General features: G+C 58.0%; 19 protein-coding genes and 1 tRNA gene. 11 read left to right on the top strand and 9 right to left on the bottom strand.

Features of this window, described 5'->3' with window-relative positions; all coding sequences use genetic code 11:
- Positions 1-136: 136 nt before the first annotated feature.
- Positions 137-1,003 (bottom strand): glutathione-dependent disulfide-bond oxidoreductase, encoded by an 867-nt coding sequence (gene yghU / locus ACEPLT_RS18940; protein ID WP_008499796.1) that lies wholly within the window; start codon positions 1,001-1,003, stop codon positions 137-139.
- Positions 1,004-1,248: 245 nt separating this feature from the next.
- Here yghU and ACEPLT_RS18935 point away from each other — a divergent pair, with 245 nt between their 5' ends.
- The 6 genes from ACEPLT_RS18935 (at position 1,249) to gss (ending at position 8,678) form a co-directional block, all read left to right on the top strand.
- Positions 1,249-2,838 (top strand): ABC transporter substrate-binding protein, encoded by a 1,590-nt coding sequence (locus tag ACEPLT_RS18935; RefSeq protein WP_232927439.1) that lies wholly within the window; start codon positions 1,249-1,251, stop codon positions 2,836-2,838.
- Positions 2,839-2,883: 45 nt separating this feature from the next.
- Positions 2,884-3,837, top strand: coding sequence for an ABC transporter permease (locus tag ACEPLT_RS18930; RefSeq protein WP_008499794.1), 954 nt, complete (start codon positions 2,884-2,886; stop codon positions 3,835-3,837).
- Between the two features lie 5 nt (positions 3,838-3,842).
- Entirely contained in the window at positions 3,843-4,688 is an 846-nt protein-coding gene (locus ACEPLT_RS18925) for an ABC transporter permease (protein ID WP_447088306.1), read from the top strand.
- Positions 4,681-5,658 (top strand): ABC transporter ATP-binding protein, encoded by a 978-nt coding sequence (locus ACEPLT_RS18920; protein ID WP_232927438.1) that lies wholly within the window; start codon positions 4,681-4,683, stop codon positions 5,656-5,658. Before ACEPLT_RS18925 ends, ACEPLT_RS18920 begins: the two co-directional genes overlap by 8 nt.
- Positions 5,655-6,632, top strand: coding sequence for an ABC transporter ATP-binding protein (locus ACEPLT_RS18915; protein ID WP_232927437.1), 978 nt, complete (start codon positions 5,655-5,657; stop codon positions 6,630-6,632). The genes ACEPLT_RS18920 and ACEPLT_RS18915 overlap by 4 nt, the downstream gene beginning before the upstream one ends.
- A 183-nt stretch (positions 6,633-6,815) precedes the next feature.
- The gene (gene gss / locus ACEPLT_RS18910; RefSeq protein ID WP_232927436.1) at positions 6,816-8,678 is read left to right on the top strand and encodes a bifunctional glutathionylspermidine amidase/synthase; all 1,863 of its coding nucleotides are present in this window, start codon (positions 6,816-6,818) and stop codon (positions 8,676-8,678) included.
- A 52-nt stretch (positions 8,679-8,730) separates the two neighbouring features.
- Here the strand turns inward: gss and pgaD are convergent, their stop codons facing one another.
- From pgaD to pgaA, 4 genes are read right to left on the bottom strand one after another with little or no spacing between them, the layout of a single operon-like run.
- The gene (pgaD, locus tag ACEPLT_RS18905) at positions 8,731-9,162 is read right to left on the bottom strand and encodes a poly-beta-1,6-N-acetyl-D-glucosamine biosynthesis protein PgaD (protein ID WP_008499789.1); all 432 of its coding nucleotides are present in this window, start codon (positions 9,160-9,162) and stop codon (positions 8,731-8,733) included.
- Positions 9,162-10,490: a poly-beta-1,6-N-acetyl-D-glucosamine synthase gene (gene pgaC / locus ACEPLT_RS18900; protein WP_032675489.1), complete on the bottom strand. Its 1,329-nt coding sequence runs from the start codon at positions 10,488-10,490 to the stop codon at positions 9,162-9,164. Before pgaC ends, pgaD begins: the two co-directional genes overlap by 1 nt.
- Positions 10,483-12,426, bottom strand: a complete 1,944-nt coding sequence (pgaB, locus tag ACEPLT_RS18895) for a poly-beta-1,6-N-acetyl-D-glucosamine N-deacetylase PgaB (RefSeq protein WP_232927435.1) — start codon at positions 12,424-12,426, stop codon at positions 10,483-10,485. The genes pgaC and pgaB overlap by 8 nt, the downstream gene beginning before the upstream one ends.
- A 2-nt stretch (positions 12,427-12,428) precedes the next feature.
- On the bottom strand, positions 12,429-14,867 hold the full coding sequence (gene pgaA, locus ACEPLT_RS18890) for a poly-beta-1,6 N-acetyl-D-glucosamine export porin PgaA (protein ID WP_447088305.1): 2,439 nt from the start codon (positions 14,865-14,867) through the stop codon (positions 12,429-12,431).
- Between the two features lie 672 nt (positions 14,868-15,539).
- Between pgaA and ACEPLT_RS18885 the strand changes: the two genes are divergently transcribed.
- A complete protein-coding gene (locus ACEPLT_RS18885; protein ID WP_248248949.1) occupies positions 15,540-16,067 on the top strand; it encodes a LuxR C-terminal-related transcriptional regulator in 528 nt (175 codons plus the stop codon).
- 55 nt (positions 16,068-16,122) lie between these two features.
- Here the strand turns inward: ACEPLT_RS18885 and ACEPLT_RS18880 are convergent.
- Positions 16,123-16,198: transfer RNA gene (locus tag ACEPLT_RS18880), tRNA-Phe, on the bottom strand.
- Between the two features lie 95 nt (positions 16,199-16,293).
- A complete protein-coding gene (locus ACEPLT_RS18875) occupies positions 16,294-17,007 on the bottom strand; it encodes a DUF554 domain-containing protein (RefSeq protein WP_008499781.1) in 714 nt (237 codons plus the stop codon).
- A 182-nt stretch (positions 17,008-17,189) separates the two neighbouring features.
- On the opposite strand from ACEPLT_RS18875, the gene ACEPLT_RS18870 reads away from it, so the two are divergent.
- Positions 17,190-19,325, top strand: coding sequence for an ornithine decarboxylase (locus tag ACEPLT_RS18870; protein WP_232927432.1), 2,136 nt, complete (start codon positions 17,190-17,192; stop codon positions 19,323-19,325).
- Positions 19,326-19,413: 88 nt separating this feature from the next.
- Here ACEPLT_RS18870 and ACEPLT_RS18865 read toward each other — a convergent pair whose 3' ends face one another.
- Complete coding sequence (locus ACEPLT_RS18865; RefSeq protein WP_008499779.1) at positions 19,414-20,106, bottom strand: response regulator; 693 nt, start codon at positions 20,104-20,106, stop codon at positions 19,414-19,416.
- Positions 20,096-21,721, bottom strand: a complete 1,626-nt coding sequence (locus tag ACEPLT_RS18860; protein WP_163341446.1) for an ATP-binding protein — start codon at positions 21,719-21,721, stop codon at positions 20,096-20,098. Before ACEPLT_RS18860 ends, ACEPLT_RS18865 begins: the two co-directional genes overlap by 11 nt.
- 344 nt (positions 21,722-22,065) lie before the next feature.
- On the opposite strand from ACEPLT_RS18860, the gene ACEPLT_RS18855 reads away from it, so the two are divergent.
- The 3 genes from ACEPLT_RS18855 to citC are packed head-to-tail and all read left to right on the top strand — an operon-like array spanning position 22,066 to position 25,344.
- Positions 22,066-23,427, top strand: a complete 1,362-nt coding sequence (locus ACEPLT_RS18855; RefSeq protein WP_021242090.1) for a 2-hydroxycarboxylate transporter family protein — start codon at positions 22,066-22,068, stop codon at positions 23,425-23,427.
- 17 nt (positions 23,428-23,444) lie between these two features.
- Positions 23,445-24,308 (top strand): fumarylacetoacetate hydrolase family protein, encoded by an 864-nt coding sequence (locus tag ACEPLT_RS18850; RefSeq protein WP_021242089.1) that lies wholly within the window; start codon positions 23,445-23,447, stop codon positions 24,306-24,308.
- A gap of 13 nt (positions 24,309-24,321) precedes the next feature.
- Positions 24,322-25,344, top strand: coding sequence for a [citrate (pro-3S)-lyase] ligase (gene citC / locus ACEPLT_RS18845; RefSeq protein WP_248213948.1), 1,023 nt, complete (start codon positions 24,322-24,324; stop codon positions 25,342-25,344).
- The last annotated feature ends 1 nt before the right edge of the window (position 25,345 follow it).

The raw sequence follows: 25,345 nt of genomic DNA, 5'->3' as shown, positions 1-25,345 counted from the left end.
TCGGTTGATACGTCGCTTCTCACTCTGAGGTGAGAAAAACGCACAGATAGTGCCAGCAATACCGGCTCAACCTTTAGGCCAATCATGCCCTGCGAAAGGATCTCGGTTGCCGGGCGGCGATCCGCCCGGCAGAACATTACGCCTGACGCTTATCTTCCGTATTGGTCTCGAAGTCGCTCGCCGCGTGGCGTTCGTGGAGCTGCTCGTTCAGCTCGCCGCTGGTGCGGTTAACGATGCGTCCGCGCTTAACGGCATGGCGGTTCGCCACGTCTTTCGCCCAGCGCTGCACGTTGGTGTACTTCTCTGCATCCAGGAACTCGGCGGCGTTGTACACGCTGCCCAGCGCCACGCAGCCGAACCATGGCCAGATGGCGATATCCGCGATGGTGTACTCCTCACCCGCCACGTAGCGACCGCGCGCCAGCTGTTTATCCAGCACGTCGAACAGGCGTTTAGCTTCCATGGTGAAGCGGTCAATCGCGTACTCGATTTTCACCGGGGCATAGTTGTAGAAGTGGCCAAAACCGCCGCCGAGGAACGGCGCCGCGCCCTGCAGCCAGAACAGCCAGTTCAGCGTCTCGGTGCGTCCCGCGGGATCTTTCGGCAGGAAGTGGCCGAATTTCTCCGCCAGATAGAGCAGGATATTGCCGGATTCAAAGACGCGCGTTGGCGGGTTCGTGGAGTGGTCACGCAGCGCCGGTATTTTCGAGTTCGGGTTCACCTCAACGAAGCCGCTGGAGAACTGATCGCCCTCGCCGATGCGGATCAACCACGCGTCGTACTCCGCGCCCGTCACGCCCAGCGCCAGCAGCTCTTCAAGCATGATCGTCACTTTCTGGCCGTTCGGTGTGCCCAGCGAGTAGAGCTGCAGCGGGTGCGAACCGACAGGGAGATCTTTCTCATGGGTCGCGCCGGAAATGGGGCGGTTGATGTTGGCGAACGCGCCGCCGTTGTTCTTTTTCCATTCCCACACTTTGGGTGGCTGATAGGTGTTGTCTGACATGTTGGCCTGCCTTTTTTGTGATGTGTTGAGGCAGTGTAGCAGGAGATTTGTGAAGCGTTTAACGAACTGAGCGTAATCGATCTGCCGCTATTCCTTCCGGCGCTTATATATATCAAATCAGGTATAAGCTTAATCGAAAATCGCATTTTCATAATTAATGCGTAAACGGATAAAGCTGCATATGATGCTTCAACATAAATAAAAGATGCAGTCATAAACACTTTATAAGGCAAGGAGTTAGTGAGATGCGCAAGCTTCTGTTATCGGCAGTGGTTGTTTCGCTCGCGTTAGGCCTGGCGGGCTGTGATGATGCGAAAAATAAAGAGACAAATACGCCCTCAGCGGCAAAAAGCGATGCGCCAAAAGCGGGCGGTTCGCTGATTATCGGTATTACCTCCGGCGACCCGTTAGCTTTAAATCCGCTCTACGCCAGCGACCGTACCACGTTGACGATCATGCAAGCGTTGTATGCTCCCCTCTATAGCTTCAACAACGGTAAGATCGAATGGGGCCTGGCGGAAAGCCTGACGCCCTCTGCCGACAACCTCAGCTACACCCTGACGTTAAAACCCAACCTGAAATGGCAGGACGGCCAGCCGCTGACGGCGGACGACGTGGTCTTTACGTTCAACAAGCTGCTGGATGCCAAACAGCACAGCTTCTTCCGCAGCATGTTCACCTACGGCGATAAGCCGGTACAGGTAAGCAAGGTTGACGACCGCACCGTTAAGTTCACCTTACCGCAGGTCAGCGCGGCCTTTACCGGCACGCTGGTACAGATCTACCCGATCCCGCAGCACGTGTTCGCCGGCGAAGGCGACCTGGAAAAGAGCAGCAAAAACGATGCACCGGTCGGCTCCGGGCCGTTCAAATTTAAAGAGTACCGCGCCGGACAATATTATGCCCTGACCCGTTTTGACGATTACTGGAACGGCAAAGCGAAGCTAGATTCGGTGACCTACCGTTTCGCCAAAGACAGTAACGCCGCCAACCTTGCGCTGCAAAACGGTGAAATCAACCTCAAGATGGTTGACCCGCAGGATGTGAACCGCCTGAAAAATACCGGTAAGTTTGACTTCGTGGTCTATCCGGAAGGCCGTCTGGCCTATATGACGTTCAACCAGAACGTGCCGGTAATGAAGAGCAAAGCACTGCGTCAGGCCATTGCGTACGCCATCAACAAAGACGAGCTGACCCAGACCGCCTTTACCTCGCTGGACTACGCCAAACCCGCGACGTCCTTCCTGACGCCCGATACGCTTTACAAGACGGATGACGTCGAGCAATACACATTCGACCTGCAAAAAGCTAAAGAGCGGCTTAAAGCGTCCGGCGCGCCGGACAACCTCAAGCTGCGCCTGGCGTATGTGAATACCAACAAAACCCAGGAGAGCATGGCGCTCTACATTCAGCAGGCGCTGAAGGGCATTGGGGTGAACGTGGAGCTGATGCCGCTGGACTCCAACGCCATGTCCCAGCGCAGCCTCGATATGAACAACACCGCGTGGGAGCTGAACCTGGGCGGCTACATCATGGGCTCAGAGCCGGACGGCTACAAATCGCTGTTCATGAGCAACGAAGCCTATAACTACGCGCACTACAAAAATCCGCAGTTTGATGCCCTGTGGGATAAAGGCGCCGTGGAAACCGACGCCGCGAAACGTGCCGATATCTACAAGCAAATTCAGCAGACCGTGGCGAACGACATGACGTACTATCCGATCGCCTATACCAATGCGACCGTCGCGGTGGACAAGCGCTTCGGCGGCACCCAGGAAGCGGAGCCGAAGCCGGTCTATCTGTTCCAGGATTTGTCAAAAATCTATCAGAAATAAGCGATTGCCCCGGCCGTCGGATCGGGGCCTTGGTAAGGGCACGTCGTGAACACACTCCTCACGCGTCGGCTGCTGCAGCTGCTGCCGATGCTTTTCTTCATTTCGCTGGTGGCGTTTTTGCTGGTCAAGCTCGCGCCCGGCGATCCGGTGGCGGCGTACATCACGCCGCGTATGGCTCCGGAAGATATCGAACGTATTCGCCAGAGCCTGGGGCTGGATAAGCCCCTGGTCACGCAGTACGTCCTGTGGCTGAAAAACGTCCTGCAGGGCGATCTCGGCTATTCGCTGATCTACCACCGTCCGGTGCTCGAGATGATCGGCGAACGCATTCCGGCCACGCTGGGGCTGATGGGCGCGTCGCTGCTGCTGGCGATCGTGCTGGCGATCCCGCTGGGCCTGCTGGCGGGGGCATTTAAGCACCGCTGGCTGGATCATCTCCTGAACCTGTTCGCCTATATCGGCATCTCGGTGCCGATTTTCTGGTTCGGCATTTTGCTCATCACCGTTTTTGCCGTGCAGCTTAACTGGTTCCCCAGCATGGGGATGCGCACCATCGGCATGGAGGATAATGCGCTGGACGTGCTGCGCCACGGCGTGCTGCCGTGTATTGCCCTCACGTTCTACAACCTCTCCAGCTACGTGCGCTACATCCGCTCCAACACCATCTCGCAGCTCTCGGCCGACTACGTGCAGACCCAGCTGGCTTACGGCGCCACGCGTTCCAGCATTCTGTTCCGCCACGTGCTGAAAAACGTGCTGCTGCCGGTGATCACCCTGTTTGGGCTGTCGTTCGGTGAGCTGATTGTGGGGGCCTACGTGACGGAAAGCGTCTTCTCCTGGCCGGGGATGGGGCTGCTCGGGATCCAGTCGATCGCTTCGCTGGACTACCCGCTGATCATGGCGATCATCATGCTCTCGTCGATGATGCTGATCGTCGGTAACCTGATCGCCGATCTGCTTTATCGCTTCGCCGATCCCCGCATTCGTACGCTGAGGTAACCCGGATGAGCAGACGCTGGCAGCAGGTTCGTCACCAGCTGCGCCGCAACCGTCCGGCGCAGTTCTCCCTGTTTGTGCTTTTTATTTTCGTTGTCGCCGCGCTCTGTGCGGGCTTGAGTCCGTACGATCCGGATCGGATGGCGCTCGGCGCACGCACGCTGCCGCCGGATGCCGCACACTGGTTCGGCACCGACGAGTACGGGCGCGACTACTTCACCCGCGCGCTGTATGGCGGGCAGATCTCCCTGATGGTCGGTTTTCTCGCCATGCTCTTTTCCACGCTTATCGGCACGGTGGTGGGAACGGTGAGCGGCTACTTTGGCGGCTGGCTGGACAACCTGATGATGCGTGCCGTGGATATCCTGATGGCCATTCCGGCCTTCTTCCTGCTGCTTGTAGTCAATGCTTACCTCAAGCCGGGCGTGGATAACATCATTCTGATTATCAGCCTGCTGACGTGGATGAACATGTCGCGGCTGGTGCGCGCAGAAACCCTGTCGGTGAAAGAGCGCGAGTATGTTCTTTATGCCCGCGCATCGGGGGAACACCCGCTGCGCATTATCGTGCGCCACATCATTCCCGGCGTGCTGCCGACCATTATCGTGGCCGCCACGCTGAATATCGCCTCGGCCATTCTGATGGAGTCAACGCTCAGCTTCTTAGGGCTGGGCGTACAGGCACCGGCGGCGTCGTGGGGAAGCATGCTCAACAACGCCCAGTCTTATATTGGCGAATCGTCGTGGCTGGCGATGTTCCCCGGCATTCTTATCCTGCTGACGGTGTTCAGCTTTAACGTGCTGGGCGATGTGTTCCGTACCGCCTTTGAGCCAGGAGCGAATCGCGATGAGTAGCTTATTAGCGCTTGAGAACCTGCAAACCACCTTCCGCGCCCGCGAGGGCGAGGTTCACGCGGTGCGCGGCGTGAGCTTTCAGGTGCAGCCGGGGGAACTTGTCGGCATCGTCGGCGAGTCGGGCTGCGGGAAAAGCGTCACCTGTAAGTCGATCATTCAGCTTCTGGGGAGCAACGGACGGATAACCGGCGGCAGCATTCGCTTCCAGAATGACGATCTGGCGCAGAAAACGCCCGCGCAGATGCGCGCCATTCGCGGCAACGAGATCGCGATGATTTTTCAGGATCCGATGACCGCCCTGAACCCGGTGCTGACCATCGGTAAACAGATGGCAGAGATCCTGATGCGCAACAAAGGACTCACCAAAAAAGCGGCCAAAGCGGCGGCGATCGCCATGCTGGAACAGGTGGGGATTGCCGAGGCGGAACGCCGATACGACCAGTATCCCCACGAGTTCAGCGGCGGGATGCGCCAGCGGGTGATGATCGCCATTGCGCTCTCCTGCAACCCGAAGCTGCTTATTGCCGATGAGCCGACCACCGCGCTGGACGTCACCATTCAGGCGCAGATCCTGCGACTGCTGAAAAGCCTGCAACAGCAGACCCAAACCGCGATTCTGCTGATCACCCACGATCTCGGCGTGGTGGCGCAGGTCTGCAGCCGCGTGGTGGTGATGTACGGCGGGCTGGTGATGGAGGAGGGGAGCGTGGAAGACATTTTTTATCGCCCTGCGCATCCTTACACCCAGGGGCTGCTGGCCTCGCTGCCGCGCCCGGATGAGGTCAATCAACGTTTATCACCCATTGAAGGCGCGCCGCCTGGTCTGCTTAACCCGCCGCCGGGCTGTCCGTTCGCCGAACGCTGCCCGAAACGCATGCCCCAGTGTGAACGGCAGCCCGCTTTTTACGCCATGGGTGAAGGCCATCGCGCCGCCTGCTGGCTATGGGCCGATAAGGAGATTCAGGCATGAGTGAACAACAGGCCCCTTTAGTAAGCGTGCGCGATCTGCGCAAACACTATGCGCTTAACGGCGATTTGCTGCGTAAAGGCGCGGCGGTGAAGGCGGTTGATGGCGTGAGCTTTGATATCCAGCCCGGCGAGACGTTTGGCCTGGTGGGGGAATCCGGCTGCGGGAAATCCACCCTCGGGCGCGCCATCCTGCGCCTTTTCGATATCACCGCGGGCGAGATCCACTTTGCCGGACAGGCGATTGCCCACGCCCGCGAAAAAGAGCTCAAGCCGCTGCGTAAGCGGATGCAGGCGATTTTTCAGGATCCTTACTCCTCGCTCAACCCCGGTATGACGGTGCGACAGCTGGTGGCCGAGCCGATGCAGATCCACGGCTACAGCCGTGAAGAACAGCGCGAACGAACGGAAACGCTGCTCTACAAAGTGGGGCTTAAGCAGGAACACCTTGAGCGGTTTCCGCATGAGTTCAGCGGCGGGCAGCGCCAGCGCATCAGTATTGCCCGCGCGTTGTCCGTGCGTCCCGAATTTGTGCTGTGCGATGAGCCGCTCTCGGCGCTGGACGTCTCGGTGCAGGCGCAGGTGGTGAATATTCTGCAGGATCTTCAGCAGGAGCTGGGGCTGACCTATCTGTTCATCGCCCACGATCTCTCGATGGTGCGCCATATCTCCAGCCGCATTGGGGTGATGTACCTCGGCAAACTGGTGGAGGTGGCCCCGGCGAATGAGCTGTATCAGCGTCCGGCGCACCCTTATACCCGCGCGCTGCTGGCGGCGGTTCCCCAGCCCGACCCGCGCATTCGCAACCTCGAAGACGCCACCCTGCGCGGCGAAATTCCGGGACCAACGTCCGCGCTGCCGGGCTGTAAGTTCTGCAGCCGCTGCCCGCACGCCGTGCCGGTTTGCCAGACGCAGGAGCCTGCCATGCAGGAGATCGCGCCAGGGCATTTCGCGGCGTGCTGGCTGTTTAAGATGTGAGCCTTAAACGTGTCGGGTGGCGCTTCGCTTACCCGACCTAAAGGGTTTTGTGTTTTGTCGGCCGGGTAAGGCGAATTATTTACCACGCAGGTGTATGATAAACGCTCCTCTGTCAGGTTAATTACAACGTGCAGACGACGACAACCCATAAAAATTGCCGCCTGCCTGTTTTAGGTTGGATACATGCGTAAAGGAACGTTAAGCAGTGATGCGCCATTCGGGACATTGTTAGGCTATGCGCCCGGTGGCGTGGCGATTTACTCTTCAAATTACGGCAGTCTGGACCCGCGAAACTATCCGGAAGATGCGGATTTCCGCAGCTATATCGGCAACGAATACATGGGCCACAAGTGGCAGTGCGTTGAGTTTGCCCGCCGTTTCCTGTTCCTCAACTATGGCTTTGTGTTTACCGACGTCGGTATGGCGTGGGAAATTTTCTCTCTGCGCTTTTTGCGTCAGGTGGTGAACGATAACATTCTGCCCCTTCAGGCTTTTGCCAACGGCTCAAAACGCGCGCCGCGCGCCGGAGCGCTGCTGATCTGGCAAAAGGGCGGCGAGTTTCACGAGACCGGCCACGTGGCGGTGATCACTCAGCTTCTGGACGATAAGGTGCGTATCGCCGAGCAGAACGTGATTCACTCCCCGCTGCCGCTCGGGCAGCAGTGGACGCGCGAGCTGCGCCTGAGCGTGGAGAACGGGTGTTACACCCTCCACGACACCTTCAGCGACACGGAAATTCTCGGCTGGATGATCCAGACCGACGACACAGAACACAGCATTTCGCAGCCGGAAATCGACGGCGAACTGCTGAAAATCAGCGGCGCGCGGCTGAAAAACACACGTCAGTTCGACGGGAAATGGCTCAACGAAAATGACGCGCTGCAGCAGGCGTATATTCGCGCCAACGGTCACGTGATCAACAAAGATCCCTGCCAGTACTTCACCATTACCGAAAGCGCCGAGCAGGAGCTGATCAAAGCCACCAACGAGCTGCACCTGATGTACCTGCACGCGACGGACAAGGTGCTGAAAGACGATAGCCTGCTGGCGCTTTTCGACATCCCGAAAATCCTCTGGCCGCGCCTGCGCCTCTCCTGGCAGTGGCGTCGTCACCATATGATCACCGGTCGTATGGATTTCTGCATGGATGAGCGCGGCATCAAGGTCTACGAGTACAACGCCGACTCCGCCTCCTGCCATACCGAGGGAGGGCTTATCCTTGAGGAGTGGGTGAAAAACGGCTATCGCGGCAACGGGCATAACCCGGCAGAAGGCCTGCTGGAAGAGCTAACCGGCGCCTGGAAGCACAGCCACGCCCGGCCGTTCGTCCACATCATGCAGGACAACGATGTCGAAGAGGACTATCACGCGCTCTTTATCCAGCGTTCTCTGCTGCAGGCCGGGTTCGAGACCAAAATCCTCCACGGGCTGGGGGCGCTCAGCTGGGATGCCGCCGGACAGCTAATTGACGACGAAGGCCGCCACGTCAACTGCGTGTGGAAAACCTGGGCGTGGGAGACGGCGATTGAGCAGATCCGCGAGGTCAGCGAAACCGAATACGCTGCGGTGCCGATCCGCACCGGACATCCTGAAGGCGAAGTGCGCCTGATTGACGTCCTGCTGCGCCCGGAGGTGCTGGTCTTTGAACCCCTGTGGACCGTTATTCCCGGCAACAAGGCGATTCTCCCGGTGCTGTGGCAACTGTTCCCGAACCACCGCTACCTGCTCGACACCGATTTTGAGGTCAACGATCTGCTGAAGCAGACCGGATACGCCGTTAAGCCGATTGCCGGACGCTGCGGCAGTAATATCGATCTGATCAGCGCCCAGGACGAACTGCTGGATAAATCCAGCGGCAAGTTTGTTGACCGCAAAAACATCTACCAGCAGCTGTGGTGCCTGCCGAAGGTCGACGGCAAGTACATACAGGTCTGTACCTTTACCGTGGGCGGGAACTACGGTGGGACCTGCCTGCGCGGCGATGACTCGCTGGTGGTGAAGAAAGAGAGCGATATTGAGCCGCTGATCGTGGTTAAAGATAAGTAGCTCTTACCCGCAATAAAAAAGCCCCCGCAGGGCATCCTGCGGGGGCTTTTCGTTACTGTTCTTCCTCTTCCTGCCCGTTGATCTTCAGATCGATGATGCGGCCAATCTGGTCATGATAGACCGTCAGCAGGTTGTACTGGCTCATCTCAGAGATGATCTGCGGTGAGACATTAAAGCTGCGGGCCAGCTCCTCCTGGTGAAAATAGCCCGGCTGACGCCGCCTCGCGTGGGCCCGACGGCGATTGTACTGATACCACAAAATCAGCAGCCAGCCGTTGAGCGCGGCGAACAGCAGGTAGAGCAACACCGTATTAAAGGACGCAATAATCACGCTCCAGCGGTGGTCGCTCTCCTCGGTGAGCTGCATCCAGAGCCGGGCATACAGGAAAAACAGAAAGCCTCCCCACGCCACCAGCGTTAACGCGGCATCGAAAAGACGTGGCAACAGCCGATGTTCGGTCAGAATTAAGGTATTTTCGTTCATTAAATGCGTCCTTTTCCCCGGTCCGGACTGATCCAGCGCGCGCGGGCGCGCTGGCGTTTAAGCATGACTTTTGGAAACGCGACGAGGGTGGTGAACAGGCCGATCATCCAGTACACCATCGGGAACCAGATCACCCAGAAAAGCGAGCTGGCCACCTTCCGTTCATAGCGCCGCTCGATGAACAGGCTGACCAGGAACTGCAGCAGGCACATCACGCCCAGCAGCAGCCCGGTAAACTCCGGTGGAAAGAGGCTCTCCACGGTCAGCCTGGCGGGAATCGGCGTGATATGGCTGAGGATAAATAACAGCACCGTCATGGCGTAGGCGAAGGCCCACAGCGTTGACAGGGCATACTCAAGAAACAGGGGCCACATGCGGTGATGCTCCCAGCGCACAATCCTGCGAAGGTTGACCAGAAACACCTCCGCACCGCCCTGGGCCCAGCGCAGACGCTGTTTCCACAGGCCCTTCAGCGTCTCCGGCATCAGGATCCAGCACAGCGCCCGCGGCTCGAAAAAGATATCCCAGTGGCGCAGCTGCAGCTTCCAGCTGATGTCGATGTCTTCGGTGATCATGTCCGGGCTCCAGTACCCGACGTCCGCCAGCGCCTGTCGGCGAAAGGCGGCGATGACGCCGGAGACGGTAAAGACCCGGCCATAGATCCGCTGCGTCCGCTTGATGAGCCCGATAATCGATGAGAACTCGCCCACCTGAATGCGGCCAATCAGCGTGGAGCGCGTGCGGATACGCGGATTCCCGGTGACCGCCCCGACGTGGGGATACTGAATCAGCGGGGCTACCAGATACGCTGCCGTATCGCGGTCGAGCAGGGCGTCGCCGTCAATGCAGACCAGCAGATCGCCCCGGGCCGCCGCTGCACCGGCTTTGAGCGCCAGCGCTTTCCCCTGGTTTTCCGCAAGATTAATCACCCGCAGGCGCGGCTGCTCCTGCGCCAGCGCCTGCAGCACCTGCGCGGTGTTGTCAGACGAGCCGTCGTTGATGGCGATAACTTCGATATTTTCATACCGCTGATCCAGCGCGGCGCTGATGGTCTCCCGGGCATTTCGTCCCTCGTTGAAGCAGGGGATAAGAATGGAGATGAGCGGCTCACCGGCGAGCGTCGGGGCGGGCGTCTCTTTATCCCACGACCAGTGGCGTTCAAGCTGAAACCAGAAATAGAGGCCGCCGGTTATCCAGAGCACCGACATGAACAGCGGCCAGAAGAACACAAAATCCAGAATCAGCTCGCCGGTAAAGAGGGCGGCCACGCCTAACGGCAACCCGAATACCAGACATAAAATAGAAAAGGCGATAATGCGATCAGTCATTGTCAGGGTACCAGTACGAAGAAAATACAGGCCTGATGCGTGAGATATCAGGTTGGTTGTTGATGAAATCGTCGGGGTAGTAGCCGTAGTTTTTGACGCCGTTCAGCTGGAGCACGCGCATCCACTGTGCCAGCTGGCTGTCGGAAACGGCGCGCTGCGGTTTCCGCTCCCAGTCCCGGGCCTGCAGCTCGAAAATGGTTTTATCGAGCGCGCCGGGGCGCGCGGCGACCGCGTTAACCAGACGCGTCAGCCAGGCATCGCTCTCGTCTGCCGGGACGGACTCCATCAGCGGCATAGCCATCGGCACCGTCCAGTCATACTCCGCCAGAAAGTCATCAAGATTCTGCGCGAACCACGCTTCGCTTTCGGGCTGCAGAATGGGCAAGGCGAACATGTTGCGCGCGGTTTTTATCTGCGGGCCACGGATATGCTTCACCGCGAGGCTCAGGGCGTGGGTAAACCCGATAAGCGTCTGGCTTTTCTGACGTGTTGTGCTCTGAGGGCCATCGTCCACGTCGGTCAGCACCGCATCGTCATGGAACAAGATCCCGTTGAAGCTGGCATAGCGGGCCAGATCTTCATAGAGATCCGTCACCTGCTGGCGCACCTGCGGGTCCCACGGGGAGAGCCGAATATAGGGATCGGTGGCTTCGCGTCGCTGGCCTGACGAGCGGTCCCGACGCTGCACGCGCGGCAGGGCAGGATCGAGATCGAACGAGAGCACCGGCATCCACGCGAAGACTTTCACGCTCGCCCGGGTTTGCAGCTGCCAGGAGACAAAATTAAAAAGATCGGCCCGGACCGGCAGCTGGCGGTTGGGGAAATAGAGCGCCCTGATCCTGCCGTCGCCCTGCGGGTCGGCAAACGCCTGCAGGAAAACATGGCTGATTTTCATGTCGTAGACCCGCTGGATCAGCCTGTTGATATTTTGCGTCTGCTGGGCCGGATCGGGATCGTAAACGTAGTCGAGATCGACGTGCATGACGCGCACGGGTTCGCGCTCCTGAACCTGGCTGACCGTACTGGCAAACGCCTTGAGCGAGGGATTGCCGGCGATCAGCAGACGGGGGATGTTCCCCAGCTCCTGCACGTTCCCCAGCCCGTCCTCAAGGGTAAAGGCCAGCTGATAACCCTGCTGTCTGGCGATGGCGAGCGACGTGCCGTTGGCGGCTCCATAGGGCCAGACCCAGGCGCGCGGCGCCTTGCCCGTCACCTGCGTGATTTTTTCAGTCACTTTGCGAACGTCATCGCCGATCCGCTGGCTGAACTGCCGATCGGTTTCATAGCGGCCCGTCGCTTTATCGTAAAAGCGGTTGGCGATGGCGGGTTCGCGGCTGCCCTGCGGGTTGGCAACAATGCCGTAATGCGAGGCCCAGGTGTGCGACCCGATCTCAATCAGCGGAGACCGGCTGAGCTCGCGCACCATATCCCACGTCGCGAAGCGATCGCGGGGCGTCATCAGACCGCCGAAGTTAACTTTTTGATTTTCCGGCGTATCCACCCAGCTGCCCACCGGCGCCCAGAGCGCAGGGACGTTCCACGCCTGAAGCAGTGGCCAGACGCGGGTGTAAAAGCTGCTGTAGCCGTCGTCAAAGCTGAGCAGAACGGCTTTGGGCGGCAGCGTTTTTTTTCCGTCATGGGCATCCAGAATGTCCTGCACGCTGATGACGTGATAACCGTTGTGCAGCAGCCAGCCGATCTGCTCGTTTAGCGCGCTGGTGCGCACGGAGAGGTAGCGCTGATCGGCGGCATCGTCTTCGACGTCGTGGTAGGCCAGCACCAGAAACTGGTTCTGCGGCCAGGGTTTGCTCGCCTCCAGCTGTGGCCGCGCGCTGGGCGCAATAAACGAGAGTGCCTGCGCGCAGACGCTCGCGCTGAGGCAGAGCCAGCCGATGAGTATCAGGCTCGCGGAAAAACGTGTGTTCATTATCATCATCCTTAAAAGCGTAAAGTCGCATCAAACGTGACGGAGAGGTTGCTCTCGCGTTTGCCGTCGTAAGGGCGCTTGTCCCAGTTCAGCATCACGCCGGCGTCCATGACGTTGTTCCACTGAACGCGTTGTCCGTAACCCAGCAGAGCGATGGCGCCAGCGGACTGATTTTTCTGCCAGTAGCGGCCGCCTCCCGCAACGAACTGCTGGCTCCAGAGGGTGTCGTAATGGCGATACATCTCATGGTCTACGGCCAGGGCGGCCGTCACGGAAAGATCCCGTGCCGGGTTGTAATAGAGGGTGTCCCGCAGGCTGTTTTTGCTGGCGGCGATCCCCGGTTCGAGATCCAGCGTCAGGGACGGGGTCTGCCAGAGACGCTCCTTGCCCGTGAGGGTGTATTCCTGTCGGCGGTTATGATCCGAGAAGCGGCTGAGGGCGGCGCTGAACTGATACTCACGGCGCTCGTTTTGATACCAGCGCATGCCGCCTTCCCCCCGGTTGGCGCTGATCCCGTTGCGTAACGCTCGTAGGGGCGTGGTGCGCGACAGGCGCTCAAGGCTGCCGCTGACCTGCCAGCTATCGGTGAGGCTGTACGTCGTTGAGAGGCGAGCGCCCGGCTTGTTCGCCCCGTGATAGCGGTTGCTTGAGAGCTCGGCTTCGAGCTGGAGATCGCGTGGCCGCCATTCGATGCCGCCCAACAGGTGACGGCTGGAGCCTTTGCCTTCATCGAAATTGCCCTCTGCATAGCGGGTGCCGGCAAACAGCCGCCAGTTATCCGCTATGGGCGGGCCATAGAGCGTGGCGTCCCAGTTGAGGTCGTGCGTCCCACTGACAGGGTTATCGGAATGCAAACCCTTGCTCGCGTTGAGGCGCAGCTCGGACATATGGTGGACGGTGCGGAGCCTGTCCAGACGCCTTGCGCTGCGATCGCGCGGCGCGCGGGCAATGACGTCGTCGGCCAGTAAATCCATCTGCCGCCACTCCTGCAGATCCATGGCGACGTAAGCCTGCTGCTGCTCAAGCTCCAGATTCGAGGGCTCCAGCGCCTCCGCCATTTTCAGCGTTTGCTCCGCCGCGCGCGGCAGGCCTCGCGCCTGCAGCAGGGTGGCGTAGTCAATCTGCAATCCCTGATTGCCCGGCGCGGTTGCTGCCAGACGTCGCGCCAGCTTTTCGGCTTCCGGCAGGGCATTCGTCGCCAGCAAATAGTTAAAACGGAGCGACTGACCGGTAAGCCACCGATCGTTCGGTTGAGGGGTAGGGGAACCGAAATCGTAACGGGTCCAGGGAACGTTGCGGGTGTGGCGCTCTGCATACCGGCGGGCGGACGGATACTCTCCCGTATCCAGCCAGGCGTAGAAAAGCGCGTGCTCTTCGTCCTGCGGGTCAGATGCGTATTGCGGATAGCGTTGCAGAAGCGCGAAGGCGGCGGCAGCGTTTTTCTCCTGCAGATATGCGGAGATCACCCAGCCGATTGCCCAGCCCGGCACCGGATGCCGGGCTGCCGTCAGATCCTGATATTCGCTTATGACCCGCGGGTAATCGGCATGGGCATACAGCGCGCCGAGCCGGTCGATACGCGCAAGCACGACGTCTTCCGCGGCCTGCGGCTCGCTCTGCCAGCGAGACAGCAGCGCGTCGTAACGATTCAGCGCGGATTGCGCAAGCTGCAGGCGCTCCTTTTCTGTTCTGCCCGGCACGTCTGCAAGGCGAACGCTTTCGGCGGCGGCATTCAGCTCAAGACGACGACGCTCCGCGGGGGCTAGCGCCACCTTTTGTGAAAGCAGGAGCGCGGGGGTATTGACCCGGTTATCCGTTAGTGCGTCGACCCGCTCGCGGAGAAGCGCGTGATTTTCTGGCGCGATATACAGCGCGCGCGTGTCGGCTAAAAGCCGATCCCAGCTTTTTCCCTGGCGTAGCCAGACGTATGCCAGCGTCTGAAGATGCGCCTGCGAGGGGGCCTCCGCCACCAGCCGTCGGGCCTCCTGAAGGGCAAGCGTATCTTTACGGGCATCGGCCAGGGTTTTGATATAGCCGATACGATAATCGTCGTTATCCGGCGCAAGGCTGCGCGCTTCTTTCCAGAGCGCCAGAGCGGGCTCCCACGCTTTCTGATTTCTCCTGGCCTGTGCGACAGCCGCAACGCCGCGGGCGGGCAGCGGCATATAAATGCTGTAGCGCTGCCAGACCTGAATAACCTCGTCATCATGACCTGCCCAGGCAGCCACCTGTAACCAGTCCGCAACGTGCTCAGGCGTCAGGGCATGCTGCTGCTGATAACGCTGAAGATAATCGAGAAACGACGTGTAATTACCGTTACGCGCCTGTTGAATCTGTTGCTCATAAACGGATTCCGTCGCCTGAACCAGAACAGGAAAGAGTAATAACAGAGACAATAATGTTGGGGTGCGATAAAAGAATAATGTACTGAAGCGAAGCGATCTTTCCATATCTATTTGCCATTTGTTTATCATGAATCCATTGCATAACACGGCTGCCTTTTAACTCTGCGTTAAAGGCCATAAATGAGAACATTAAATCTGAATGCAGTAACGTTAAGGGGTACTTACTTAAAGGTAATTATGGCGCCTCATCTTAGTGGACTGGATGGGAGGTAATGTACACCCGATATGTTGCCCGATAAATATGCTGAAAAGCGGCTGTGTCGTTTTGAGATAATTCTGTAATGAGCAGATTTTTGTGTTTATTTTGAATTGAGTGATTAATTGTAATTCGTTGAAATATAATGATTTTATTTTTATTGTGACAGTTTTGTATATATTTTTAATGACGCTTGCTAGCCTCAATTAAAGTACTTTCTGGTGCATGTTTGGGAAGTTTCATGACAAAAATTCTTAATGTTTAGAGAAGTGACTTTTCTGCGATTGTTTTTTATTTATAATTAAAGACAGACATTGAATGATAGTCTACAGGAAGTCTTACTCATCAATGTGTGTATTGAGGGATGTCTAAAGCCAGAATACATCTATCGTTAATATAACAGCGCTATAAAACGAAGGCGGTCTTCTTTTCGCAGGATCGTTCTTGCTTTAATCTAAAAGGGATGGTTAGTGGCAACTTCAATAGTGTTAGTGACTCAGGATCGCTACCTTGTCAGGGGGATGCGGATATTTTTTCCGGATATTATCCTGCTCGATTCGATTGACAGAAACATATTTGATAACGGTGCAGATGAATATTCTGTATTGATTGATAGTCGTGCGCCGCTCCGTTTATATGATTACCTGATACGCCATCCGGCCAGAACGAAAAAAACGATTTGCTGCGTTATGCTTGATATGCGCCATCGCGAGGAGAATCTGCTCAGTATGAAGCTGTTAATGAATACGTCGCTGACGGCGCCGGACATGGCCTCGCTGTTTAACCTGGTGCTCAATATGAAGGGCCGTCGCCTGACCACGAAGTGGCTGCTGAATTTACGGCTGAGCACGCATGAAACGATCATGTTGCGGTTGCTGAGAGCAGGGATGTCAATGGAGGAGATTGCAGGCGAGCTGAATACGTCGGTGAAAAGTCTCTATCGCAAACGAATGGCGCTCTCGGAACGGCTGGGGGCGGAGAACTTCAACGAGGCGTGTTTGTTTATCTTCAAAAACAAACTGCTGGGCGCAGGTGGGAACGATCCCTAAAGTTGTCAGGAATTCAAAAGCAAAAACCCGCCACGAGGGCGGGTTTTCTAAATAGTGGTGCCCGGACTCGGAATCGAACCAAGGACACGGGGATTTTCAATCCCCTGCTCTACCGACTGAGCTATCCGGGCAACGGGGCGCATTAAACCCGATCTGCCCGGTGTCGTCAACGAAAAATGTTGTTTTCGTTACGGACTGCGCAATCTCTCACCATTTCGCCGCATCCTTAAGCGAAAAAGTGCGTCCAGAGCGCGGAGAGCGGCATGGCGAGCAGCAGCGCGGGCAGCATGTTCACCACGGCAAACATCTTGATCCCACAGATGCGCAGCCCTGTTGCCAGCAGCAGCAGGCCGCCGACGGCGGTAAAGTCTGCCATCATCGCCGGCGTAGTGAGCGGGAGAATTAACGTGGCGCAGGTAGCCAGTGCCAGCTGGATAAGCAGCATCGGCACGCAAATCGCCGCGACGGCAATGCCGAGCGTGGTGGCAAAAATAGTGGCGGTGAAGAAATCCAGAAACGCTTTTGCAATCAAAATGCTCGGGTCGCCCGTCATCCCTTCCTGCATCGAACCGAAAATCCCGGTGCCGCTGGCGCAAAACAGAATAATGATGGCGACGTAGTTCTGAATAAACGTCTCGTGCGTGCCGTGCTTCGCCTTGCCCGGTCGGGCTATCAGGTTTTTGGCTTTGCCTACCGCATTATTGATGCCTTTTTCCAGATAGCAAAACTCGCCAATCAGCGCGCCGAGCAGGGTGGCCAACACCATCACCGGCAGGTTGGCGCATTTGACCACTAGCAGAATACCGATCCCTAACGAGGCCAGACCGAATATCGAGGGCATGGATGAGCGGATACGCTCCGGCAGCCGCTGGCTCAGCACTGCGCCGAGTACGCCGCCCAGCAATACGGCTCCTGCGTTGATAAATGGCCCGATAACCACGCTTAACTCCTGTTATTTAATCATTGATATTGCATTATTATGGCACGTCAGCGCTGCGAGGGCCTTAGCTTTGGGTGATATAAGTGCATACTGATTCCTTCTTGCACCTCAAAATAAAAGGTGACATTATTGCGCGAATTTTCTCCTCCCTGTCTCACCGTTCGGTGAGGGTAATTGCGCTTATGAAAACCATGAAAATCGCCGTCAGCCGCGAGCTGCTCTCAACGGTGTCTACGCACCGCGAAAAGGTGACGCTGGACAGCACGGATTTCACCGATGTGGCAGCCGTCGTCATGACGACGACAGAGAGTCGCAGCGGCATCCTTGCCTTGCTGAAACGCACGGGCTTTCATTTACCGGTGTTTATTTTCTCTCAGGAGCCGACGGAGGTGCCCGACGGCGCCACCGCGGTCATCTCGGGTAAAGCTCAGGAGTTTCTGGAACTGGAGACTGCTGCCAGCCGTTACGAAGAGAACCTGCTGCCGCCGTTTTTCGACACCCTGAGTCAGTATGTGGAGATGGGCAACAGCACTTTCGCCTGTCCGGGCCACCAGCACGGCGCGTTTTTCAAAAAGCATCCGGCAGGGCGGCAGTTCTATGATTTCTTCGGTGAGAACGTGTTCCGCGCCGACATGTGCAATGCCGACGTGAAGCTGGGCGATCTGCTGATCCACGAAGGGTCTGCCAAGCATGCGCAAAAGTTTGCGGCTAAAGTCTTCAACGCGGATAAAACCTACTTCGTGCTGAACGGCACGTCGGCGGCCAACAAGGTAGTGACCAACGCGCTGCTCACCCGTGGCGATCTGGTGCTGTTCGACCGCAACAACCATAAATCTAACCACCACGGGGCGCTGATCCAGGCGGGCGCCACGCCGGTTTACCTTGAGGCCGCACGTAACCCGTTTGGCTTTATTGGCGGGATTGACGAGCATTGCTTTGACGACGCGTATCTGCGGGACCTGATCCGCGAGGCGGCGCCGGAGAAAGCCGACGAGCCGCGTCCCTTCCGCCTGGCGATCATTCAGCTTGGCACCTATGACGGGACGATCTACAACGCCCGTCAGGTGATCGACAAGATCGGCCATCTGTGCGACTACATTCTCTTTGACTCCGCCTGGGTAGGCTACGAGCAGTTTATTCCGATGATGGCGGAAACGTCCCCGCTGTTGCTGGAACTGAACGAGAACGATCCGGGCATTTTCGTGACCCAGTCGGTGCACAAACAGCAGGCCGGGCTCTCGCAAACCTCGCAGATCCATAAAAAGGATAACCACATCCGCGGTCAGGTGCGTTTCTGCCCGCACAAGCGGCTGAACAACGCCTTTATGCTGCATGCCTCCACCAGCCCGTTTTACCCGCTGTTCGCGGCGCTGGATGTCAATGCGAAAATCCACGAAGGGGAAAGCGGGCGCAGGCTGTGGGCCGAGTGTGTGGAGCTGGGCATTGAGGCGCGCAAGGCCATCATCGCCAACTGCCATATGATCAAGCCGTTTATCCCACCGGTGGTGGCGGGGCGGCCGTGGCAGGATCATCCGACGCCCGCCATTGCCAGCGAGCTGCGCTTCTTCAGCTTCGAGCCGGGGGCCAAATGGCACGGATTTGAGGGCTATGCAAGCGAGCAGTACTTTGTTGACCCGTGCAAGCTGCTGCTGACCACGCCGGGCATTGATGCCGAAACCGGGGAGTACACTGATTTCGGGATCCCGGCGACGATTCTGGCGCACTACCTGCGTGAAAACGGCATCGTGCCGGAAAAATGCGACCTTAACTCGATCCTGTTCCTGCTGACGCCTGCCGAAAGCAGCGACAAGCTGGCTCAGCTGGTGGCAATGCTGGGGCAGTTTGAACAGCATATTGAAGACGACACCCCGCTGGCCGACGTGCTGCCGACGATCTTCCAGAAATACCCGGTGCGCTACCGGGATTATACCCTTCGCCAGCTGTGTCAGGAGATGCACGATCTCTACGTCAGCTTCGACGTGAAGGATTTGCAGAAGGCGATGTTCCGCAAGGAGAGCCTGCCTGAGGTGCTGATGAACCCGCAGGATGCCAATCAGGCGTATATTCGCGGGAATGTAGAGCTGGTTCGCATACGGGATGCCGAAGGGCGGATTGCTGCCGAAGGGGCGCTGCCCTATCCGCCGGGCGTGCTGTGCGTGGTGCCGGGTGAAGTCTGGGGCGGGGCGGTACAGCGTTACTTCCTGGCGCTGGAGGAGGGCATCAACCTGCTGCCGGGCTTCTCGCCGGAGCTGCAGGGCGTTTACAGCGAGAAGGATGCCGACGGGATTAAGCGGCTGTATGGATATGTGTTGAAGTAAACTCTCCCCCGAACGTAGGCCGGGTAAGCGTTAGCGCCACCCGGCGATTTGCCCGGTGGCGCAAGCTTACCGGGCCTACAATATAGCTTCAGGCTTCTGCGCGGCGGTACATCCTCCTTGGATGCCCAATCTTGCCGTACAGCATCTCCACGCTGAGAAACCCGGTCTCTACGCAGTGCTCCAGATAGCGACGGGTGGTGGTTTTACTCAGTCCCGTCTCGCTCACCACTTCATCCACGGTAAAGCAGTGCGTTGCCTTGTCGTTAAACAGCGACTGCACCCGCGCCAGGGTATTTTCCTCAATGCCCTTGCTGCCGTTGTCCTGGCGGTAGTTTTTCGCCTGAAGCTGATACAGCGAATCGACGTTCTGCTGGTCGACAATCTTCCAGACGCGCTGCTGTTCGGCAAACTGCACAAACCGCTCCAGCGACTGGCTGAGCCGCTTCCAGGAGACGGGTTTGAGGATGTAGTCGAACGCGCCGTTGCGGATCGCCTGGCTGCAGGTGTCCATATCGCTGGCGGCAGTAATAAAAATGACCGAGCAGTTGGCGCGGGCCAGCATGGGGTTATTGATCAGCGAGATCCCTTTGCCGTCCGGCAGATAGTTATCCAGCAGCACCAGCTGCGGCTGTTTGCTTGCAAGCTCTGCCTGGGCCGCAGCCAGCGACGAGGCAATGCCCACCAGCCTCAGACGCGGATGCTTGCTTATCAGCTCCGCGTGCAGTTGCGCCAGCTCGTTCTCGTCTTCAACAATCAGTACGTCGATAAGTTCATGTTGCATAGTCGGTGTCTTCCAGTTGCCGGGCGGTTCCCGTGGCCGGGATAAACAGGGAGAAAATGGCGCCGCGCGGGATATTATCGGCAACTTCTATCGCGCCGCCAGCCTGTGTGACATAGCTTTCGATCAGATACAGACCAATCCCATGATCGCCGCGCGTTTTGGTGGTGATGCCGCGTTCAAAGATCCGCTCACGGATCTCCGGCTTGATGCCAACGCCCTGGTCGGCCACTTCAATGATCAGCTCCTGTTCGCTGAGCTTTATCAGCACCTCCACCGGCGCGTGGGGAAGCGGCGACCGCTGCGTCGCTTCGATAGCGTTATCCAGCAGGTTGCCAATAATCGAAATCAGCTCTTGTTCCCCCAACGGCAGGAACGGCTTGTCCAGCCGACAGGCCGGGTCGAAACTCAGCTCGACCCCTTTCTCCCGCGCGCGGGCGGCTTTCCCCAGCAGCAGGCCGCACAGGGTCGGGGAGCTGAAGCGCGAAGAGATAAAGTCCAGCAGCTCCTGAGCATGCTCCGACTGCGCCTGAATGTAGCCAATCGCCTCTTCATAGCGGCCCATATGCAGCAGGCCAGAGAGGGTGGTCATCCGGTTTAACTGCTCATGACGCATGATGCGAAGGTTATCGACGTAGCGTTTGACCTGGCTGAGCTGGGCGCTTAGCGAGTCGATCTCGTTGCGATCGCGGAAGGTGATCACCCAGCCCTGCAGCGATCCCTCAAGCATGATGTGGACCCGGCTGGCAATCACCGTGAGATCGTTAAAACGGCAAATCTCATCATGGGTATCTTTCGCCAGCATCGTCTGCGTGTCGAAGAACGGGACCGGATCGATCACCTGGCTTATCAGCTGCCCGCGAAGCTCACGGGCCGGCTGGCTCAGCCCCAGCAGCTTGCGCGCCGCCTGGTTGATGACTTCAATCCGCCTTTGATCGTCAATGGCAATTACGCCTTCATAAATAGACTCCATCAACGCCTTCTGCTGGCGCACCAGCAGGCCGATCTCGCGCGGCTCGAGGGAGAAGATCTGCTTTTTAATACTGCGGGTAAAGAACCAGGAGAAGATAAAGAGAGCAATCAGCAGCAGCACCGCGGCAATCAGGATATTGACCACTTTACTGACGGTAATGGTGTCCAGGTAGCTGGTGAGATAGCCGACCGAAACAATGCCGACCACCTGTCCGGCAGCGTTGAAGATGGGGGCCTTACTGCGCAGCGAAATACCCAACCCGCCTTTGCGGATGGTGGTGGTGCTTTTACCCTGCAATACGGCTTCGTTGTCACCGCCTACCAGCGTGGTGCCCACTCTGTCGGCGAAGACGGAGTGAAAAAGATGCTGGCCCTTATTATCACCAATCACAATAAAGCTGGCGTCACTGTGCGCAGAAATCTTCTGCATAAAATCATGGATGGCGATGATATTCTTTTGTTCAACTTCATGTCGCAATGTTGGAATAAGCGCAATCTCTTCAGCCTGTATTTTGGCGCGCGTGCTCATTTCCTGATAAAGCTGTTTCCCGACATCGGCATAATAATATCCGCCCAGTAACGCAAAAAGCACTGAGAAAAAGGCAACCAGCGAAATAAACAGCTTTATCTGGAAAGAGACTTTCATAACTCTCACGCAAGGTAGCGACAAAGAACGCCAATATATCATCTTTTTTCGCGCGGACGCCCGCTTTGCCGAAAACTTGTGATCCCTTGCACAGCGGGCGTTGTAAAAGCGTTATCCCAAAGACGGGTGGCCTCTGGCTGCACGAATAAATGTTATTTGTTTGTTCAATTCAGAAAAGAAACCATAAAAACCACGGCCATAAATAAGGCGTAAATCACATTAAATAAAAGAAACCATTAAAACCATAGCTGCCATTAAAACTTCGCTTTTAATATGCCATTCCTCACATAAAGTAAGCCTTTGTGACTCTAAGCTGAACGCACAAAATAACCAAGGGGCTTATTATGAGCACAACTGACGATTCTTTCTCTGTTACCCACGACCCGATTGAAATTCAGCGGCCTTCGCTCAAAGAGCGCTGGTGGCATATTATGGATACCTGGAAAATCGGGATTATTCCTCTGCCGCTGTTCGTTCTGGCGGGGGCACTGATCGCGATTGATTGCCTGGGCGGAAAACTGCCGAGCGATATCGTGGTGATGGTGGCGACGCTGGCCTTCTTCGGCTTTGCCTGCGGCGAGTTTGGCAAACGCCTGCCGATTGTCGGCAAGCTCGGTGCGGCGGCGATTTGCGCCACCTTTATCCCTTCCGCGCTGGTCTATTACGGCCTGCTGCCGGACGTGGTGGTCGAGTCTACGACCAAGTTCTACAAATCCACCAACATTCTCTACCTCTACATCTGCTGCATTATTGTCGGCAGCATCATGAGCATGAACCGCACGGTGCTGATTCAGGGCTTCCTGCGCATCTTCTTCCCGATGCTGTGCGGCGAAATCGTCGGCATGCTGGTGGGGATGGGCGTCGGCCTGGCGCTGGGTCTTGAGCCATTCCAGATCTTCTTCTTTATCATCCTGCCGATCATGGCGGGTGGCGTCGGGGAAGGGGCAATCCCGCTTTCCATCGGCTATGCCACCCTGCTGCACATGGATCAGGGCGTGGCGCTCGGTCGCGTGCTGCCGATGGTCATGCTCGGCGGTCTGACCGCCATCATCATCTCCGGCTGCCTGAACCAGCTGGGCAAGCGTTATCCACACCTGACCGGTGAAGGCCAGCTGATGCCTAACCGCGCCAATGCCGATGCCACCGTTTCTCAGCCCGCGTTCTCCGGCAAAGCGGACGTCACTACCATCGCCTCCGGCGCGCTGCTGGCGGTGCTGCTCTACATGCTGGGCATGCTCGGCCACAAGCTGATTGGCCTGCCTGCACCGGTCGGCATGCTGTTTATGGCGGTGCTGGTGAAGCTATGCAACGGCGCCTCTCCGCGCCTGCTGGAAGGCTCTCAGGTGGTGTACAAATTCTTCCAGACCTCCGTGACCTACCCGATTCTCTTTGCCGTTGGCGTGGCCATCACCCCGTGGCATGAACTGGTGGCCGCCTTCACGCTGACCAACCTGCTGGTGATTATCAGCACCGTCTCCGCGCTCGTGGCGACCGGGTTCTTCGTCGGCAAAAAGATTGGCATGCACCCGATTGATGTCGCCATCGTCTCCTGCTGCCAGAGCGGCCAGGGCGGTACCGGCGACGTGGCGATCCTGACCGCAGGCAACCGCATGAGCCTGATGCCGTTCGCCCAGATTGCTACCCGTATCGGCGGGGCGATTAACGTCTCCATCTCTCTGCTGATTCTGGGCAACTTCCTCGTTTAAGTTTTCAGGAAAGAACAATGAAACTCGCAAGCTTTTTATACCAGGGAAAACGCAGCTACGGCATCGTCCAGGCCGACGGCGTGATTGATTTAGGTCGCCGTCTTGGCGACCGCTACAGCGACCTTAAGGCGCTGCTGCAGGGCAACGGGCTGGCGCAGGCCACCCGCTACCTGAACGATGCCGTGGACGTGCCGATGAGCGCCATCACCTTCTTACCGGTGATTGAGCAGCCGGAAAAAATCCTCTGCGTGGGCATGAACTACGCCGACAAGCGCAAGGAGTTTGACCAGCACAACCCGGCCCCGACGCTGTTTGTTCGCTTCCCCGACTCACAGACCGGCCACAACGAGCCGGTGCTGAAGCCGCGCCACTCCAGCGAATTCGACTACGAAGGCGAGCTGGCGGTGATCATCGGTAAAGGCGGGGAGAACATCAGCCGCGACGACGCCCTGCGCCACGTGGCGGGCTACAGCTGCTACATGGACGGCTCCGCCCGCGACTGGCAGCACACCTGGTTTACCGCCGGTAAAAACTGGCGCAAAACCGGCGCGTTTGGCCCGTGGATGGCGACGGCGGACGAGATCCCGGATCCGCACCAACTGGCAATCCGCACCTGGCTGAACGGCCGCATGGTGCAGGAAGACAACACCAGCAGCATGATCCACAAGGTGGCGGAGCTGATCGAATACATCAGCACCTTCACCCGCTTAAGTCCTGGCGATGTGATCATCACCGGATCCCCAGGTGGGGTGGGTAAAAAGCGCAATCCGCCGCTGTTTATGAAAGAGGGGGATCGCATTGAGGTGGAGATCGAGCATATCGGTCATCTCAGCAACGTGATCGTGGAAGCGCCAGCCGTCGGGCTCGCGGCAGCACATTAAGTAAGGCGGCAGCATGCACTCGCAACCCATCGATTTTCGCCACACGCTGGTGGCGAAACATCCGGAACGCTTAAGTCAGATCCGTTACCTGCTGGCAGACAGCGGCCTTGGCCTGGACAACGACATCACGCTGTTCGTCGAAGCCTGGTCCGGCTCGCAGCTGGTGGGTTGCGCAGGGCTTGCCGCCAACGTCGTCAAGTGCGTGGCGGTCAACGAGCAGCTTCGCGGCGAGAACCTCAGCGCGCGGCTGCTGGCGGAGGTGCAAAATGCGGCGCTGGAGCGCGGCCATTTTCACCTCTTCCTCTGCACCCGGCCGTGCAACCGGGAGCGCTTTGCCCGCAGCGGCTTCTGGCCGATTGCCCAGAGCGGGAACAACGCCGTGCTGATGGAGAACACGCCGCAGGGGATCGCGCGCTACTGCCGTTCCCTGAGCGCGAAGCGCAAGTGCGGGGAGAAGATTGGCGCCATCGTGATGAACGCCAATCCGTTCACCCTCGGCCACCGCCATCTGGTGGAGCAGGCGGCGCAGCGGTGCGATGCCCTGCATCTGTTCGTGGTGCGTGAAGACGCATCGTTCTTCCCGTTCAGCGCGCGTCTGGAGATGGTGCGCGCGGGCGTGGCGCATCTGCCGAACGTGGTGGTGCATGAAGGCTCGCAGTACATCATCTCTCGCGCCACCTTTCCGGCCTACTTCCTGAAGGAGACCGGCAAGGTGCAGCAGGCGTGGAGCGAGATCGACGTGCTGATCTTCCGGGACTTCATCGCCCCGGCGCTCGGCATCACGCACCGCTTCATCGGCTCGGAGCCGTTCTGCGACATCACCCGCCAGTACAACCAGACGCTGCACGACCTGCTGGCCTCGCATATTGAGGTGGTGGAAATGCCGCGCATCAAGGCCACCGGTAACGCCATATCGGCGTCCGAAGTGCGCCGATTACTGAAGACACAGCAGTTTTCCCGGATCCGGGAGATTGTCCCGGACTCCACCTTCGCGCACCTCGAAACGCATTACCGTGCGAGTGCCGAAGTCGCTTAAC

The sequence above is a fragment of the Enterobacter sp. fkY84-1 genome, from assembly GCF_052974705.1.
This window is presented reverse-complemented; position numbering and strand designations above follow the sequence as displayed.